The sequence below is a fragment of the Aliidongia sp. genome, assembly GCF_035943795.1.
Taxonomy (GTDB): Bacteria; Pseudomonadota; Alphaproteobacteria; order ATCC43930; family CGMCC-115725; genus Aliidongia.
In genome coordinates this window covers 22,053-37,643 of record NZ_DASZBY010000008.1, presented here as the reverse complement: position 1 = coordinate 37,643, position 15,591 = coordinate 22,053, and the positions used below count along the sequence as shown (strand labels likewise).

At 66.5% G+C, this 15,591-nt stretch carries 17 protein-coding genes and 2 riboswitches; of the genes, 12 read left to right on the top strand and 5 right to left on the bottom strand.

Going from position 1 to position 15,591, the window contains the following annotated elements; translation table 11 throughout:
• A complete protein-coding gene (gene gcvT, locus VGV37_RS01445; RefSeq protein WP_326877823.1) occupies positions 1-1,116 on the bottom strand; it encodes a glycine cleavage system aminomethyltransferase GcvT in 1,116 nt (371 codons plus the stop codon).
• Between the two features lie 61 nt (positions 1,117-1,177).
• Positions 1,178-1,272: riboswitch (glycine riboswitch) on the bottom strand.
• A gap of 4 nt (positions 1,273-1,276) precedes the next feature.
• Positions 1,277-1,377: riboswitch (glycine riboswitch) on the bottom strand.
• A 62-nt stretch (positions 1,378-1,439) separates the two neighbouring features.
• Here gcvT and VGV37_RS01440 point away from each other — a divergent pair.
• Both VGV37_RS01440 and VGV37_RS01435 read left to right on the top strand, forming a co-directional pair.
• A complete protein-coding gene (locus VGV37_RS01440; protein WP_326877822.1) occupies positions 1,440-1,880 on the top strand; it encodes a DUF488 domain-containing protein in 441 nt (146 codons plus the stop codon).
• A 64-nt stretch (positions 1,881-1,944) separates the two neighbouring features.
• Positions 1,945-2,196: a CsbD family protein gene (locus VGV37_RS01435; protein ID WP_326877821.1), complete on the top strand. Its 252-nt coding sequence runs from the start codon at positions 1,945-1,947 to the stop codon at positions 2,194-2,196.
• A gap of 10 nt (positions 2,197-2,206) precedes the next feature.
• On the opposite strand, the gene VGV37_RS01430 is transcribed toward VGV37_RS01435, so the two are convergent.
• Genes VGV37_RS01430 through VGV37_RS01420 form a run of 3 tightly spaced genes read right to left on the bottom strand, consistent with a single transcriptional unit; the run spans position 2,207 to position 5,397 of the window.
• On the bottom strand, positions 2,207-3,448 hold the full coding sequence (locus tag VGV37_RS01430; RefSeq protein WP_326877820.1) for an NAD(P)/FAD-dependent oxidoreductase: 1,242 nt from the start codon (positions 3,446-3,448) through the stop codon (positions 2,207-2,209).
• Positions 3,449-3,457: 9 nt separating this feature from the next.
• Positions 3,458-4,483, bottom strand: coding sequence for a 4-hydroxyproline epimerase (locus tag VGV37_RS01425; protein ID WP_326877819.1), 1,026 nt, complete (start codon positions 4,481-4,483; stop codon positions 3,458-3,460).
• The gene (locus VGV37_RS01420; protein ID WP_326877818.1) at positions 4,483-5,397 is read right to left on the bottom strand and encodes a dihydrodipicolinate synthase family protein; all 915 of its coding nucleotides are present in this window, start codon (positions 5,395-5,397) and stop codon (positions 4,483-4,485) included. Before VGV37_RS01420 ends, VGV37_RS01425 begins: the two co-directional genes overlap by 1 nt.
• Before the next feature lie 156 nt (positions 5,398-5,553).
• Here VGV37_RS01420 and VGV37_RS01415 point away from each other — a divergent pair, with 156 nt between their 5' ends.
• Genes VGV37_RS01415 through VGV37_RS01385 form a run of 7 tightly spaced genes read left to right on the top strand, consistent with a single transcriptional unit; the run spans position 5,554 to position 11,925 of the window.
• Positions 5,554-6,249 (top strand): GntR family transcriptional regulator, encoded by a 696-nt coding sequence (locus VGV37_RS01415; protein WP_326877817.1) that lies wholly within the window; start codon positions 5,554-5,556, stop codon positions 6,247-6,249.
• Positions 6,250-6,293: 44 nt separating this feature from the next.
• The gene (locus VGV37_RS01410; protein ID WP_326877816.1) at positions 6,294-7,532 is read left to right on the top strand and encodes a metal-dependent hydrolase family protein; all 1,239 of its coding nucleotides are present in this window, start codon (positions 6,294-6,296) and stop codon (positions 7,530-7,532) included.
• 12 nt (positions 7,533-7,544) lie between these two features.
• Entirely contained in the window at positions 7,545-8,369 is an 825-nt protein-coding gene (locus VGV37_RS01405) for an ABC transporter permease (RefSeq protein ID WP_326877815.1), read from the top strand.
• 4 nt (positions 8,370-8,373) lie between these two features.
• Positions 8,374-9,432 carry an ABC transporter ATP-binding protein gene (locus VGV37_RS01400; protein WP_326877814.1) on the top strand — a complete coding sequence of 353 codons (1,059 nt, stop codon included), beginning with the start codon at positions 8,374-8,376 and terminating at the stop codon, positions 9,430-9,432.
• Positions 9,433-9,459: 27 nt separating this feature from the next.
• Entirely contained in the window at positions 9,460-10,506 is a 1,047-nt protein-coding gene (locus VGV37_RS01395; RefSeq protein ID WP_326877813.1) for an ABC transporter substrate-binding protein, read from the top strand.
• A 44-nt stretch (positions 10,507-10,550) separates the two neighbouring features.
• Positions 10,551-11,366, top strand: a complete 816-nt coding sequence (locus VGV37_RS01390) for an ABC transporter permease (protein WP_326877812.1) — start codon at positions 10,551-10,553, stop codon at positions 11,364-11,366.
• 28 nt (positions 11,367-11,394) lie between these two features.
• Complete coding sequence (locus VGV37_RS01385; RefSeq protein WP_326877811.1) at positions 11,395-11,925, top strand: GNAT family N-acetyltransferase; 531 nt, start codon at positions 11,395-11,397, stop codon at positions 11,923-11,925.
• On the opposite strand, the gene VGV37_RS01380 is transcribed toward VGV37_RS01385, so the two are convergent.
• A complete protein-coding gene (locus tag VGV37_RS01380; protein WP_326877810.1) occupies positions 11,900-12,304 on the bottom strand; it encodes a hypothetical protein in 405 nt (134 codons plus the stop codon). The genes VGV37_RS01385 and VGV37_RS01380 overlap by 26 nt on opposite strands.
• A gap of 122 nt (positions 12,305-12,426) precedes the next feature.
• Here VGV37_RS01380 and VGV37_RS01375 point away from each other — a divergent pair, with 122 nt between their 5' ends.
• The 3 genes from VGV37_RS01375 (at position 12,427) to VGV37_RS01365 (ending at position 15,589) form a co-directional block, all read left to right on the top strand.
• Entirely contained in the window at positions 12,427-12,945 is a 519-nt protein-coding gene (locus tag VGV37_RS01375; RefSeq protein WP_326877809.1) for a DUF1003 domain-containing protein, read from the top strand.
• Positions 12,946-12,998: 53 nt separating this feature from the next.
• The gene (locus tag VGV37_RS01370) at positions 12,999-13,484 is read left to right on the top strand and encodes a hypothetical protein (RefSeq protein WP_326877808.1); all 486 of its coding nucleotides are present in this window, start codon (positions 12,999-13,001) and stop codon (positions 13,482-13,484) included.
• A 95-nt stretch (positions 13,485-13,579) separates the two neighbouring features.
• A complete protein-coding gene (locus VGV37_RS01365; protein WP_326877807.1) occupies positions 13,580-15,589 on the top strand; it encodes an ATP-binding protein in 2,010 nt (669 codons plus the stop codon).
• Positions 15,590-15,591: the final 2 nt, after the last annotated feature.

Genomic DNA, 15,591 nt, shown 5'->3' with positions numbered 1-15,591 from the left:
TCAGCCGCGGAAATAGCGATGGGGAACGAAGGGCAGGGCCACGACCTGGGCCGGGCGGGCGACGCCGCGCACGACCAGCGTGATCGCGGTGCCGATGGCGGCATGTTTCGCGTCGACATAGCCCATGGCGACCGGGCCGCCCTGACTCGGGCCGAAGCCGCCGGAGGTGATCTCACCGATCCTGGTCGTGCCGTCGGTGATCTCGGTATGCTCGCGAGCCGGTGCCTTGCCTTCGGGCAGGATGCCGACGCGGCGGCGCGGCGCACCCTCGGCCAACTGCCGCTGAATGATCGCGGCACCCGGGAAACCACCGTCGGCCCGTCGACGCTTGCCGACGGCCCAGGCCAGATCGGCCTCGATCACGGTCGTGGTCTCGTCGATGTCATGGCCGTAAAGGCACAGGCCGGCCTCGAGCCGCAGCGAGTCGCGGGCGCCGAGGCCGATCGCGGCGACCTCCTCGTGCGCCAGCAACAGGCGCGCGAAACGCTCCGCCTCGGCACCGGGAACCGAGATCTCGTAGCCATCCTCGCCGGTGTAGCCCGACCGGGTGACGAAGCAGGGGATGCCGTCGAAGCTGATGTTCGCCGCGGTCATGAACGCCATGCCGCCGATCGAAGGGGCGAAGCGCGACAGCACGCTCGCCGCGGCCGGTCCCTGCAGTGCCAGCAGCGCGCGGTCGGGCAGGGGCTCGACGGCCGCCTCGCCTGCGAGCCGCGCCGTCAGGTGGGCGATGTCGGCGTCCTTGGTCGCGGCGTTGACGATCAGGAACAGGTGATCCTCGAGGTTGGTCACCATCAGGTCGTCCAGCACGCCGCCCTGGTCGTTGGTCAGCAGGGTGTAGCGGGTCCGCCAGGGCTTCAGCGCCTGGATGTCGCCCGGCACCAGCGTTTCGAGCGATGCAGCGGGGTTTGCGCCGCGCAGGCGCAGCTGGCCCATGTGCGACACGTCGAACAGGCCGGCCTTGGTGCGGGTGTGCAGGTGTTCGCCCAGCACCCCCAGCTTGTATTGCACCGGCATCTCGTAGCCGGCGAAGGGCACGAACTTCGCGCCCAGTTCGGCGTGGAGACCATGGAGCGGCACACGCTTCAGGGATGGTTCTGTCGGGATGGCGCTCATGGATCCTCGGCTCGAAGACAGGGTGGTCGCGTAAAGACCGTGCGAACACGATCCGCGCCCCCTCTGTCCTGGGAACCTGAAAGATTGGCTCACGGGTTTCCCCGCGGCTTACCTCGTCGGTGAGGCCCCGAATGAATCGGAACCTGCTTTCCAGAGTCGCCTTCCCCTCGCGGTCCGTTTGCCTGAGAGTTTCCGGGGCGGTTGCTCCTTCGGCGCCGGCTGGCCCTTTTGGGGCTCTCCGGTCTCTCCCACGAGGATCAGTGGCAGGACCCACCCGTCGCATTTTCGGATGCCGGTGTCAATTGCGCGAGGTTTCGGGATCGATGGAAATCTGGACGATCGGGTACGAGAAGGCGGCGCAGAGCGACGTGATCGGGGCGCTGCAGCGGGCGGGGGTCAAGACCGTGCTCGATGTGCGCGACCGGCCGCAGTCGCGCCGCGCCGGCTTTTCCAAGAGCAGCCTTGCGGCTTCGCTGCTGGCGGCCGGCATCGGCTACGTTCACCTGAAGCCGCTCGGCACGCCGAAGGAGGGCAGGACCGCCCACCACGCCGGCGACCAGGCGACGTTTTGGCGCATCGTCGACGAGCAACTGGCGACCGAAGCGGCCGGCGAGGCGCTCGAGGAGGTCGCCGCCCGGGCCTCGGCGGAACGATGCTGCCTGCTGTGCTACGAGGCCGACTGGCATCATTGCCATCGTGCCCGCATCGTCGAAAAGCTGGGCTGCGAGGCTCATCACCTGGAGGCGGTCGCGAGCTTCCTGTGAGGCCGACGGTCGGAACCGTCCGGCGCCTCGGCGGTTGGGATGGCTCAACCAAGGGAGAACCGACATGGAAGACAATACGGTCATCGGTGCAGCCAAGCGGGTTGCGGGACGCGTGGAAAGCTCGGTCGGAGCGCTGGCGGGTGATACCAGGACCGAAGTGCGCGGCAAGGTCCGCGAGTTCGGCGGCACGGTGCAGCAGCGCTATGGCGAAGCGACGGACAGCGCCCGGGACCTGATCGGCAGCCGCTCGCTTGCCGCTCTCCTGGCCGCCGGTGCCGTCGGACTGGTGTTCGGCCTGTTCCTGAATCGTCGCTAGCGCCGCGGCATCAGACCCGGCCGAAGCGGTCGGTGCGGCAGGCCCGGAGGTCGATCTCGACCGGCCGTTCCAGCACCAGGTCGCGCACCAGGCGGCCGGTGATGGCCGCGAGCGTCAGGCCGATATGCTGATGGCCGAACGCGAAGACCGCGTTGCGGGCGAGCGGGCTGGCCCCCAGCATCGGCAGATAGTCGGGCAGCGTCGGCCTGTCGCCGGTCCATCGGCTGGCCTCGCGCAGGTCCGACCGACCGTAGAGTGCCCGCATGTGATGCAGCAACGCCTCGGCACGGCGCCAGTCGGGTGCCGTGCCGGCGCCCAGCTCGACCGTCCCGGCCAGGCGCACGCCCATGTTCATGGGCGTTGCGATGAAGCCGCGCTCGGCAAACGTGACCGACAGGTCGAGCGGCGGACCGTTCTCCAGCACGACATGGTAGCCGCGCTCGCCGCTGATCGGCGTGCGGGCGCCCAGTTGCTCGGCCAGCGGACGCGAGGCGAGGCCGGTCGCGAGCACGACGGCGTCCACCGTCTCGGCGCGCTGCGCCGTCTGGACGCCGGCGACCCGGCCCTCGGCCAGCAGGAAGCCGGTGACCTTCTCGCGCCGGATCGTGCCGCCCTCGGCCACGAAGCGTTCGGCCAGATGGGTCACGATTCCGCGGGGATCGACCGTGTGGGCCGCATCGGGATAAAAGCGTCCGCCGGCCGCCTGTTGGGCCAGGCCCGGGACCCGCTGGTTGATTTCGTCGGCCGACAGCATGTCGACCCGGACGCCGTGCTCGCGCAGGATCGCGGCATCCGCGGCAGTGGCCGCAAGACTCCCCGCTTTTTCATAGACGACCAGCGCGCCTTCCGTGTGGAACAGGCTTTCCAACCCGGACAGCTTGATCTCGTCGTCCCAGGCGGCGCGCGCCGCACCCAGCAACGCTCCCAATGCGCGCGTCCCACGTCGCTCCTGGGCCGGCCGGGCGGCGACGGCGGCGCGCCATAGCCATGGCCAGGCGTGCGGCAGGCCGGCAAATTTGAGACAGAGCGGCGCCAGCGGGTCGGCCAGCATGCGCGGCACCGTCGCGAGCACGTCGAGCCGCGCAAGCGGCCGGACATGGTCGATCGCGATGTTGCCGGCATTGCCGAACGAACAGACCGCGCCCGGCTCCTCGGGGTCGTAGACGGTAACGGCCGTGCCGGCCCGTTGCAGGGCACGGGCGGCGCTCATGCCGATGATCCCGGCGCCGACGATCGCGATCTGTTGGTTCATCGGGCTATTTCAGCTGAGCTGGAAGCCGCCGGCAAGGGGATCCCGGCTATCGACGAAGATCGTGTTGATGCCGTGCTGGCGCGCCCAGCCGGAAATGCTGGGCACGATCGCATCCAGCGTGCCGACCCGCTCGGCGGCCTCGACCCGGCCCTCGAACAGGGTGCCGATGATGCTTTCATGGACGAAATCCTGACCGACCGACAGCCGTCCGCGGGCAGCAAGCTGGGCCATACGCGCCGAGGTGCCGGTGCCGCAGGGCGAGCGGTCGATCGCCTTGTCGCCATAATAGACCGCGTTGCGGCCATGGGCGCGGCCATCGCGCGGCTTGTCGGTCCATTGCACGTGGCCGATGCCGCGAATGGTCGGATCCAGCGGATGGACCGCATCGACCGCCTGGTTGATCGCGACCCGGACTTTCGGGCTCAGGCCCAGGATGCCGTCGGCACCCAGCGCGTCGATGCCGGCATAGTTCTTCTGCGGCTCGATGATCGCGTAGAAATTACCGCCATAGGCGACGTCGACGACCAACTCGCCCAGGCCCTCGACCTCGATCGTCACGTCCGAGAACGCGAGGAACGACGGCACGTTGCGGATCCGTACGCTGTCGACATGGGCGCCGTTGCGCACATAGGTCGCAGTCACCGGGCCGGCCGGCGCATCGAGCCGCACCGTGCCCTCGGTCTCCGGCGTGACCAGGCCGTTTTCGAGCGCCATGGTGACCGTGCCGATGGTGCCGTGGCCGCACATCGGCAGGCAGCCGGACACTTCGATGAACAGGATCGCGATGTCGCAATCGTCCCGGGTCGGCGGGTAGAGGATAGAGCCGGACATCACGTCATGGCCGCGCGGCTCGAACATCAGGGCGCGCCGCACCCAGTCGAAGCGCGCCAGGAAATCCTGGCGCCGCTCGCTCATGGTGGCGCCCCTGAGATGCGGCCCGCCGCCCGTGACCAGGCGGACCGGGTTGCCGCAGGTATGGCCGTCGAGGCAGGAGAAGGTGTGCCGACCCTCCGGCACGCCGCCGAACGCCGGCATCAGGCCGCCTCCGCCACCTGGTGCCGGGTCGCCAGCGCGGTCTTCATCAGGCCCTCGACGAAAGCGCGCTCGGCGCCTTCCAGCATCAGGCGCGGGGCGCGCGTGCGCTCCGAACCGCGGCCCATGATCTGCTCGCACAGCTTGATGCATTGCACGAGATCGGCACGCGCATCGAGATGCAGCAGCGGCATCAGCCAACGATAGAGCGGCATGGCTTCCTGGGCCCGGCCGGCGCGCACCAGGGTAAACAGCTGGTGGCATTCCCGAGGGAACACGTTGGACAGGCCGGAGATCCAGCCGACCGCGCCCAGCGTGCCGGTCTCCAGGATCACGTCGTCCAGGCCGCAGAACAGCTGGAACCGGTCGCCGTTGAGGTTCTGCAGGTCGACGAAGCGGCGCGTGTCGCCCGAGGATTCCTTGATGGCGACGATCGTATCGACGTCGCTCAGTTCCCGGACCATGGCCGGGGTCACGTCGTTCCGGTAGGCCGGCGGATTGTTGTAGATCATGATCGGCAGGTCGGAGGCGGCCGCTACGGTCTTGAAGAACGACACGATCTCGCGCGGGCTGGCCGAATAGACCATCGGGGGCATCAGCATCAGCCCGTCGGCGCCGAGATTCTCGACATCGCGGGCATAGACCTCGGCGAGGCGCGTGGAATTCTCGGCGACGCCGGTGATGACCGGTACCCGGCCTCCCGCCGCTTCCTTGATGGCGGCGACGACTTCCCGCTTCTCGCCGGCGCTCAGGGCCGAATTCTCACCGACCGATCCGCAGGCGATCAGGCCGTCGACGCCATCGTCGATCAGCGCACGCACGACCTTCTGGGTCGCCGGGAAATCGATGCTGTCGTCCGCGTGGAACTGCGTGGTGACCGCCGGGAATACGCCCGCCCAAGTAACCTGCTTCACCATGATCTGTCGCCCGCCGTGATGGTTGAATGGAAAGGATGACTGCGTATCGCATATTTTATCCAATCCTGCAATTGGCATATTTTATCCAATCTTACAAAATGACGATCGACCTGTTATGGTCCTGCTCAGGATCACCGATGACCGGAGGCGACGGGCGTGGCAGTGACGGCGACGGTACCGCGCGAGCGAGGCGGGCTCCTGAAGCGCCAGACGGTGACCGAGGCCGCGGCCGACGCGATCCGCGAACGCATCCTGGCCGGCGACTATGCCGAGGGCGAGAATCTGCGCCAGGACGCGCTGGCCGCCGAACTGGGCATCAGCCGCATTCCGATTCGCGAGGCGTTCCGGCAGCTGGAGGCCGAGGGGCTGGTGACGCTGCATGCTCACCGCGGCGCCGTCGTTTCGTCCCTGTCGCTGGACGAGATCGCGGAGCTGTTCGATCTGCGCGCGCTGCTGGAACCAGATCTGCTGGCGCGCGCCATTCCGAGGATGACCGAGGCCGACCTGGCCGCCGCCGATCGTATCCTGCTCAGTTACGAGCATGCGCTGAACGGTCCCGACGTCCATGCCTGGGGCGAGATGAACTCCACATTCCACCTGACGCTGTATCGGCCGTCCGGACGCAGCCGCTCGCTCAGTCTGGTCCAAAGTTTGCTTGGGAACACCGATCGCTACACGCGGCTGCAGCTGGTGCTGACCAGCGGCGTCGAGCGGGCGCGGACCGAACATGCTCAATTGATGAAGCTATGCCGGCTCGGCAATGCCCAGGAAGCGGGCGATCTGCTGCGTCGGCACGTGCACAGTGCCGGCGAGGATCTGCTGGCGTTCCTGCGGCAGCATCGTCCGGGGTGACGGACGGGGCTGACCGAATTCACGATGGGCGAGGGGCTTGGGGCATGGGTAGTTTTCTGTTCACCGGCGGTCGGTTTCTCGACGTGCGCTCGGGCGTGATCAAGGACGGGATCGAATTGCTGGTCGAAGGCGACCGGATCAAGGAGGTCAGCGACACGCCGATCAAATCGGCCTCGGCCCAGCGGGTCGACCTGGATGGCAAGGTGCTGATGCCGGGCCTGATCGACGCCCATATCCATATCTTCCTGTCGGAAGTGAACATCCAGCATCTGGCTGGCGTGCCGCTGACCCTGCTCGCGGCCAAGGCGGGCGTGTTGATGCGCGACATGCTGATGCGCGGCTTCACCTCGGTCCGCGACACGGCCGGCGGCGACTGGGGCATGCAGGTTGCGTCCGACACCGGGCTGGTCGATGGCCCGCGCCTGTTCATCTCGGGCATGGCGATCAGCCAGACCGGCGGCCACGGCGATTTCCGCCAGCGGACCCAGACCGAGATCGAATGCGCCTGCTGTTCGGGCCTCAGCTACACGACCCGTATCGTCGACGGCGTGCCGGACATGATCAAGGCGGTGCGCGACGAACTGCGCAAGGGCGCCAACCAGATCAAGATCATGGTGTCCGGCGGTGTCGCCTCCCAGGCCGACCCGCTCGACAGCCTGCAGTTCCGCCTGGACGAAATCGCGGCGGCCGTCGAGGAAGCGCAGCATTGGGGCTCCTACGTCTGCGCCCACGCCTATTCGGCCGAAGCGGTGAAGCGCGCGGTCGGCCAGGGCGTACGTTCGATCGAACACGGCAACCTGATGGACCAGGAAGCGGTCGACCTGATGAAGGAGAAGGGCGCCTTTCTGGTGCCGACTCTCGTAGCCTATGACGCCATGAAGCGGCGCGGACGGGATTTCGGCCTGACCGACTATAGCCTCGCAAAGAACGACGTGGTGCTGGAGGCGGGCCTGCGCTCGCTCGACATGTGTCGCAAGACCGGCGTGCCGATCTGCTACGGCAGCGACCTGCTGGGCCAGTTGCAGGACGACCAGTCGCGCGAGTTTCTGATCCGCAGCGAAGTGATGCCGGCGTTCGAGATCATCCAGTCGGCGACGATCGTGAATGCGAAGCTGCTGCAGCGCGAGGGCGAATTGGGCGAGTTGGTGCCGGGTGCCTATGCCGATCTGCTGGTGGTCGATGGCGACCCGACCAAAGACCTGGGCCTGTTCCAGGACCAGGGCGCCCATCTGTCGGCGATCATGAAGGGCGGACGGTTCTACAAGAACCGGCTCGCCGCCTAAGGCCGATCGCTCATGGTCCGGGGCACGCAGCTTCACGAACGGCTCGGACGGCTTGCCTATGGCGCCGCCGTCTGGGCCGGGTTCGGCTTTCTGCTGCTGCCGATCCTGCTCGTGCTGTGGCTCAGCTTCTTTTCGAACGAGATCCTGTCGCTGCCGCCCGATGGCTATTCGCTGCGCTGGTACACGTCTCTCGTCGCCAAGCGGGAATTCGTCGACGGTTTCGGCCTCAGCCTGGAGGTCGCCGTGCTCGCGACCGCCGTCGGACTCGCGGTCAGCCTGCCGGCGAGCCTGGTGCTGGTGCGGGGACGGTTTCCCGGCCGCGAGGCGCTGCTGAATTTCCTGATGGCGCCGCTCATCGTGCCGGCGATCGTGATCGGGGCCGCGCTCTACATCTTCTTCATCCAGATCGAAATCGCGACCGACGTGCCCTTGTCCGGTTCCGCGCCGGGACTGGTCGGCGCCCACGTGCTGCTGACCATCCCGTGGTGCATCCGGCTGCTGACCGCCAACCTGGTCGGGCTCGATCCGGCGATCGAGGAGGCGGCGGCCAGCCTCGGCGCGCGCGCCTGGGTGGTCATCCTGCGGGTCACCTTGCCGCTGATCTGGCCCGGCTTGATCGCGGCGGCGCTGTTCGCCTTCGTAGTCAGCTTCGGCAATCTCGAAATCTCATTGTTCCTGGTAGCCCCTGGAGAAACGACCTTGCCGATCGCGATCCTGCAGTACCTCGAATGGAAAGCCGATCCGACCATCGCCGCGGTCTCGACCCTGCAGGTGCTGTTGATCGGGGCCGGGCTGGTCGCGACCGACCGGATCGTCGGCCTGGCGCGGGTGATCTGAGGCGATGACCGCTCTCGTCCTCGATCGACTGACCAAGCTCTACGGCGACCATGCCGCGGTCGACGCCCTGTCGCTGACCGTGGCCCAGGGCGAGTTCCTGGTGCTGCTCGGCCCATCCGGCTGCGGCAAGACCACGACGCTGCGCATGATCGCGGGCTTCGTCGAGGCGAGCCAGGGCAGCGTCTCGCTGAGTGGCCGCGACATCACGCGCGATCCGCCGCACCGGCGCAACATCGGCGTCGTCTTCCAGAATTACGCGCTGTTTCCGCACCTCTCGGTGTTCGAGAACGTCGCGTTCGGCCTGCGGCGCCGCAAGCGTCCGGAGGCGGAGATCAGGACCCGGGTCGCCCGCGCCCTGGGCCTGGTCCGGCTCGACGGGTTTGCCGACCGGTCGTCGAAACAGCTGTCCGGCGGGCAACAGCAGCGCGTCGCGATCGCGCGCGCCCTGGTGATCGAGCCGGACATCCTGCTGCTCGACGAGCCGCTGTCGGCGCTCGACGCCAAACTGCGCCTGGAAGTGCGGCAGGAACTGAAGGCACTGCAGCGCCTGCTGGGCATCACGACCATTCTGGTGACCCACGACCAGGACGAGGCGATGAGCCTGGGCGACCGGCTGGTGGTGATGCATGCCGGCCGGGTCGAACAGATCGGCTCGCCCCAGCAGCTCTATCGCGAGCCCGCGAGCCGCTTCGTCGCGAGCTTCATCGGCCGCGGCAATTTCCTGGAAGGCACCGGCACCGGCCACAGTTTCACCACCCGCAACGGCTGGACCCTGGCGGCAGCGCGGCCGCTCGACCGGGCCGCGACCGTGCTGATCCGGCCGGAGTCGATCACCCTGGCGCCGACGGCCGGCGCGGCCATGGTGCCGGCCCGTGTGGCGCTGGTGACCTATCTGGGACCGATCGCCGAGGTGGCGCTCGAACTGGCCGGCGGCGATCGGCTGGTGGTCGAACAGGCGAGCGGCGGCTGGCTCGATGGGGTCGAGCCGGGTCGGGAAATCGGGGTCGGAATTCCGCCGGAGGCCGTCGTCGGCCTCGGTGCGGAGGGTGTGGCGGGGGCCTGAGCCCAAGAACCAACGGGAGTGCTGAACATGGCGGCAAGCATCACACGGCGTCGTTTCGTCCAAGGCATGGGGGCGGGGGCAACCCTCGCGGGGCTGGGACCGGCCCTCGTCGGCAAGGCCCAGGCGGCCGGCGGACCGGTCGTCGTCGGCACCTGGGGCGGCGACTACCAGAACCTGATGGATCAATATATCGCCCAGCCGATCATGGCGCCGATCGGCTATCAGATCGTGTTCGACAGCGGCCTCGATACTGCGCGCAAGACCAAGCTGCTGGCCGAGCATCCGCTGCCGCGCGGCTCGATGGACGTGGTGGCGCTGACCCATTCCGGCAGCTACGAAATGTGGAAGAACGATACGCTGGCCGAGCTCGACCTGAAGAAGATGCCGAATTTCAGCCATGTGATCGACAAGCTGCGCACGCCCTATTCCGTGCCGCACATCTATACCGGCCGGGTCATCCTCTATAACCCGAAGTTCGTGAAGGACAAGCCCACCAGCTACGCCGACCTGTGGAACCCGGCCTATGCCGGCAAGGTCGGCGTGATCGACATCCAGTACCAGACGACCATCGAGTCGGCCGCGATGATCTCCGGCGGTACCATGTCGAACTACGAGCCTGGCAAGGCGAAGCTGCTGGAGCTGAAGAAGGCCGGCGTCAAGATCTACCCGACCAACGAGGCGATGGCGTCGGCACTCAAGACCGAAGAGGTCTGGATGTGCATCATGTGGAAGGCTCGTGGGGTCATGTGGCAGAACGCCGGCATTCCGATCGAGATGGCCAACCCCAAGGAAGGCATCGTGCTCTACGTCTCCGACCAGGTGATGGCCAAGAACGCGCGCAACAAGGACGGCGCCTATGCCTGGCTGAACGGGCTGCTGGAGCCATCGGCCCAGGTCCAGTTCGCCCGCGGCATGGGCTATAATCCGACGGTCAACAACGTCGACATTCCCGCCGACCTCAAGGCCCGCATCGATTTCCCGGCGGACGTCACCTACATCAACCAGGACCAGGACTATCTCGCCAAGAACGACGGCGCCCTCAAGGATTGGTGGGACAAGGAGTTCAAGGCCTGAGCTCGCTCGCAGCCCGCGCGACGGCATGGCGGCGCGTGGGGGCGATGGCCCCCGCGAGCCTGCTCGTGCTCGTCTTCCTGGCCCTGCCGATGCTGCTGATGCTGCGCTACAGCTTCAACAGCTTCGTGCCGGGAAAATTCATGGTCGAGGCGTTCACGGCCGATAATTACGTGACGCTCGCGACCGACCCGTACTACCGCCATGTGCTGGGCCTGACCCTCACCGTGTCGATCAGCGTGACGATCTTGACCCTGATCGTCGGCTGGCCGGTGGCGCAGTTCCTGGCGCGGACCCAAAGCCGACATAAGGGCCTGCTGCTGCTGGCCGTCGTACTGCCGCTGTTCGCAGGCAATGCTGTGCGGGCCGCCGGCTGGATGGTGGCTTTCAGCCGCCAGGGGCTCATCAACGGGCTGTTGGGTGCGCTGGGCCTGATCGATGCGCCGCTCGACATCATGTTCACCCCGACCGCCGTCATCATCGGCATCGTGTCGGTCAACCTGTCCTATGTCGTGCTCACTCTGTCCAGCGTGATCGAGGGCATCGATCGCCGGGCGGAGGAGGCGGCGCTCAGCCTCGGCGCCACACCGTTCGAGACCTGGCGCCTGGTCACCCTGCCGCTGGCCTTGCCCGGCCTGCTGGCGGCCGGCGTCCTGTCCTTCATCCTGTCGATGAACGCCTATGCGACCCCGGTCCTGCTGGGCGGTCCCAGCTTCCAAATGATGGCGCCGGTCGTCGCCGATCAAGTGCTGCAACGCGCCAACTGGCCGTTCGGCGCCAGCCTCGGCTTCGTCCTGATCCTGATCACCCTGCTGCTGACCGCCGGGGCCAACTGGCTGGTCGGCCACAAATACGGGCGGTAATGGCTTGAGAATCCCAAGAAGAGTGTTGATGCCACCTTTCGAAACCGACCGACTCATCCTGCGCGAACTCGTCGTCGAGGACGCCCCCTTCATTCATGCGCTGGTCAACGACCCGTCCTGGCTGCGCTTCATCGGCGACCGGAATGTGCGGACGTTCGACGATGCGCGGTCCTACATTCTGGACGGCCCGATCGCCATGTACCAGCGGTTGGGATTCGGGCTGTGGCTGGTCGAGCTGAAGGACGGCGGCACACCGATCGGACTCTGTGGCCTGATCAAACGGGACACGCTCGATCATGTCGACATCGGCTTCGCCTTTTCCCCGGTCTATCGCGGGCAGGGTTATGCGATGGAAGCGGCACAGGCAACGCTCTCCCATGCCGCCGGCGACCTCGGCCTGACCCGCGTCCTCGCGATCGTGGACCCGGACAATGCTCGCTCGATCCGGCTGCTCGAGCGGCTCGGCCTCGCGTTCGAGCGAATGGTCCGGACCGCACCCGACAAGCCGCCGCTCAAGCTGTTCGCGCGCGACCTCAGCGCAGGGCGTTGTGGATCATGAAGGCGGCGTAGTCGATCGGCTTCAGCTTCGGCGCCAGCAACTCGGTCGAGCCTTCCAGCGCCCGGGCGACGACGATGTGGTTCTCGACCTGCGCCTGTGTCACCTTGAAGATGCCGCGCACGCCCTTGATCTTGGGATAGAGCGTCGGATCGACCATCTTGACTTTGGCCGCCAGTTTTTCGATCGCGGCGTCTTCAGTCAGTTCGCTGGCTGGAGCCTGCTTCAGCAGGACCCAGGTCGGAAAGCCGGCCCAGCCGGTCGCGACTAGACCCTTCGGGTCGTCCTCGGTGACGCCAAGTTTGAAGACATGCTTGGACAGGCCGACGTCTGAGGCCCAGTCGCTGAGGCTCGCGCTGCGCGCGACGAATATCGTTCCCATGGGCGCCATTCTCGGTCCGACCGGCCGCGCGGTCAATCACCGCCCGCCATGAAACGATTACGTGTGTCGCTCGCCGATTTCGCTAAGCTTCCGGCGAGAATGCAAACGTCGGAGAGAACGAGATGCTCGATCAGTTGATCCATCCCCTGCAGGTCGAAGAAATGCGCATGCTGCTGCGCCTGAGGGAGGCGCGTCGGCGGCATCGGGCGGCCGCGCCAAGCGACGGATTGACGCTCGGCCAACGGGTTTCGGACGGGGTGGCGGCCACGGTCGGATCTTGGAAATTCATCATCATCCAGAGCGTGATCCTGGTGATCTGGATGTTCCTGAACGTGACGGCCTATGTCGAGCAATGGGATCCGTACCCCTTCATCCTGCTCAACCTGGTTCTGTCTTTCCAGGCCGCCTATACGGCGCCGGTGATCATGATGAGCCAGAATCGCCAAGGCACGATCGACCGGGAATCGGCCCAGCACGACTATGACATCAACATCAAATCGGAGCTGGAGATCGAGCTGCTGCACCAGAAGCTCGACATGCTGCGCGAGAAGGAATTCGCAGAGATGGTCACCGTCATCCGCGGCCTGGAAAGCCAACTGGCGATAACGCATGCGGCGCTGATCGCCTTGAGCAACAGATAGGCGACGGAGCGATCGAAACCTTTCGTTAGCCATAAATCCGCTAGGCTTCGAAGATGAGCGATCCGACGCCACAAGACCGGGCCGACTATCTCATCCGCAAGCTCGAGCAATTCATCCGGGATGGCCGCACCGTGCGCGGCGTGTCGTTCCGGACCTGGCAAGCCATGGCCAAGGCGGAGTTCATCAATTCGTTCACCGAGATCGAGCAGCGCAAGGCGGAGATCCGCAAGGACGTCAGCGTGCGCCGGCTGCTGCTCGTCGCGTCGTCCACCCTGGTCACTATCGGGTTCTGGGGCGGCGTCATGGCGCTCGACGGCAGCCGGGGCTGGATCGCGGCCCTCGTCATGCTGGGTTCGGGCACGATCCTGCTGTTCGTCGCCGGCGATTTCAGCATTCGCCGGCTCTGGGGCCGGGGCAGCGCCAAGCAGCGGCGCGCGCGTTTCGAGCGGATCGAGAGCTTCGATCGCCAGTTGCGGCAGTTGGAGGCGGAGGTTCGCCGTAAGCTGAAGCAAGCCGAAACGGATGCGAAGACCGGCTGAACGCGGCCTTTCCGATCCGTCCTTAAGATTGGCTTCATAGCGGGGCTCTACCCTGTCGCTCAACTGTCACGATCCGCGACCCGCTGGAACCCAATATGCATCTTGGACGCGAATCAACTCAGCGCTCGGCTGACGATGTCTCGGAGACGGCGCTCCCGGCGCTGATCCTGAAGGCCTATGAGGATGCATCCTCTGGCGGTGTTCTGGTCGTCGGCGCGGATCGACGGATCCTGTCGCGCAATCGCCGGTTCCTCGACATGTGGCACCTGTCGGACCAAGAGGCCGGCGAAGACGCTTTCCTGTCGCTGCTTGCGGGCTTCGGCAACAGAGTCGTCGACCCGTCCGGCATCGTGGCCTCGCTGCGCGACCCGGAACGATATTGCAGCAGCCCAGGCGAGCTGGAGGCGCGTCACGTCCGCCTGACCGATGGCCGCACCTTGCAAATCGGCGGCCGCAGCTTGGACGGCTCGCCCGAAGGCGTCTGCGGGTGGGTCTGGTATTTTCGCGAGATCGAACGCGAGGCCCGGCTGGCGGCGGCGCTGCGCAAGGCCGAAGCCTCCGAACGCAAGGCGATCCGGAGCGAGGCGCGGCTGCGCGATGCGATCGAGACCATTCCGGGCGGTTTCCTGTTGTTCGACGCCGACGACCGCTTCGTCATCTGCAACGAGGCCTATCGGGCGATGGTGCAGGGAGCGGAGCATCTGCTGGTCCCAGGCACGCCCTTGCTCGAACTCTGGCGCGGCATCTGGGATGCCGGCCTGTTCAGCAACACGTCGACCTGGGAGGAATGGCGGGCGGACCGCCTGACAAAACATCGCTCGCCGAAGGCGTCGCACGAGCAATTGCGGGCCGACGGCCGTTGGTTGCTGGTCGAGGAGCGCCGGACGGCCGAGGGCGGTTGCGCCAGCATCCGCGTCGACATCACCGATCTGAAGCATCGCGAAGCGCAATTGCAGGAATTGAACGACGCCCTGGCATGCCGGGAGGCGCAGCTGCGCCATCTCTGCAGCAATATCCCCGGCCTGGTGCTGCAATTGCGGACCCACGATGACGGCACCATCATGGTGCCGTTCATCAGCGACCATGTCCGCGATCTCTACGGCTTGTCGCCCGAGGCCGTGATCGGCGATCCCTTGCAGCTGTTCCGCAGGATCCATGCCGCCGACCGGCCCGGTGTGACCCTGACCTCGCTCGAGGCCAGCAAAACGGCGGAGCCTTGGCGGTGCTCGTTCCGGGTCGTCCATGCCGAAAGCGGGGCCATCGCCTGGTTGCGCGGCGGCTTCGTGCCGACTCTGCAGTTGGACGGCTCGATCCTTTGGGATGGCGTGCTGGTCGACGTCACCCTGTTGAAGAGCCGCGAGGAGGAATTGTCGCGGACCATGGAGCAGGCGCAGCAGGCGAGCCGCGCCAAGACTGAGTTCCTCGCCAACATGAGTCATGAGCTGCGGACGCCGCTCAATGCCATCATCGGCTTTTCCGAGATCATGCAGTCGGAGCTGTTCGGCCCGCTGGGACAGGCGCGCTACGTCGACTATGCCCGCGACATGCACAACAGCGGCCAGCACCTGCTGGCGATCATCAACGCGTTGCTCGACGTTGCCAAGATCGAGGCGGGCCAGATGGAACTCGACGAGCGCTCGTCGACGATCGAGGCACTGGTCGAGGATTGCCTGCCGTTCGTGCGCGAGAAAGTCGCCACCGGCGAGCTGACGTTGAGTGTCGAGGTTCCCGAAAGCCTGCCGGCCATGAACCTCGATCCCGTGCGCATGCGCCAGGTGCTGCTCAATCTGCTATCCAACGCAACCAAGTTCACCGAGCCGGGCGGCACGATCGTCATTTCGGCCGCGCGCTCGGCGGCAGGCGGCACCGCGCTCAGCATCGCCGACACCGGGATCGGCATGAGCGCGGAAGAGGTCGCCGTGGCGCTGCAGCCGTTCCGGCAGGTCGACAACGCGCTGTCCCGTCGCTACGAAGGCACCGGCCTGGGATTGCCGCTCGCCCAACGCCTGATCGAGCTGCACGGCGGCGCGCTCACCATTGACAGCGCACCGGGACGGGGAACGGTAGTGACTGTCCTGCTGCCGCCGGAACGCGTGCTGGTGTAGAG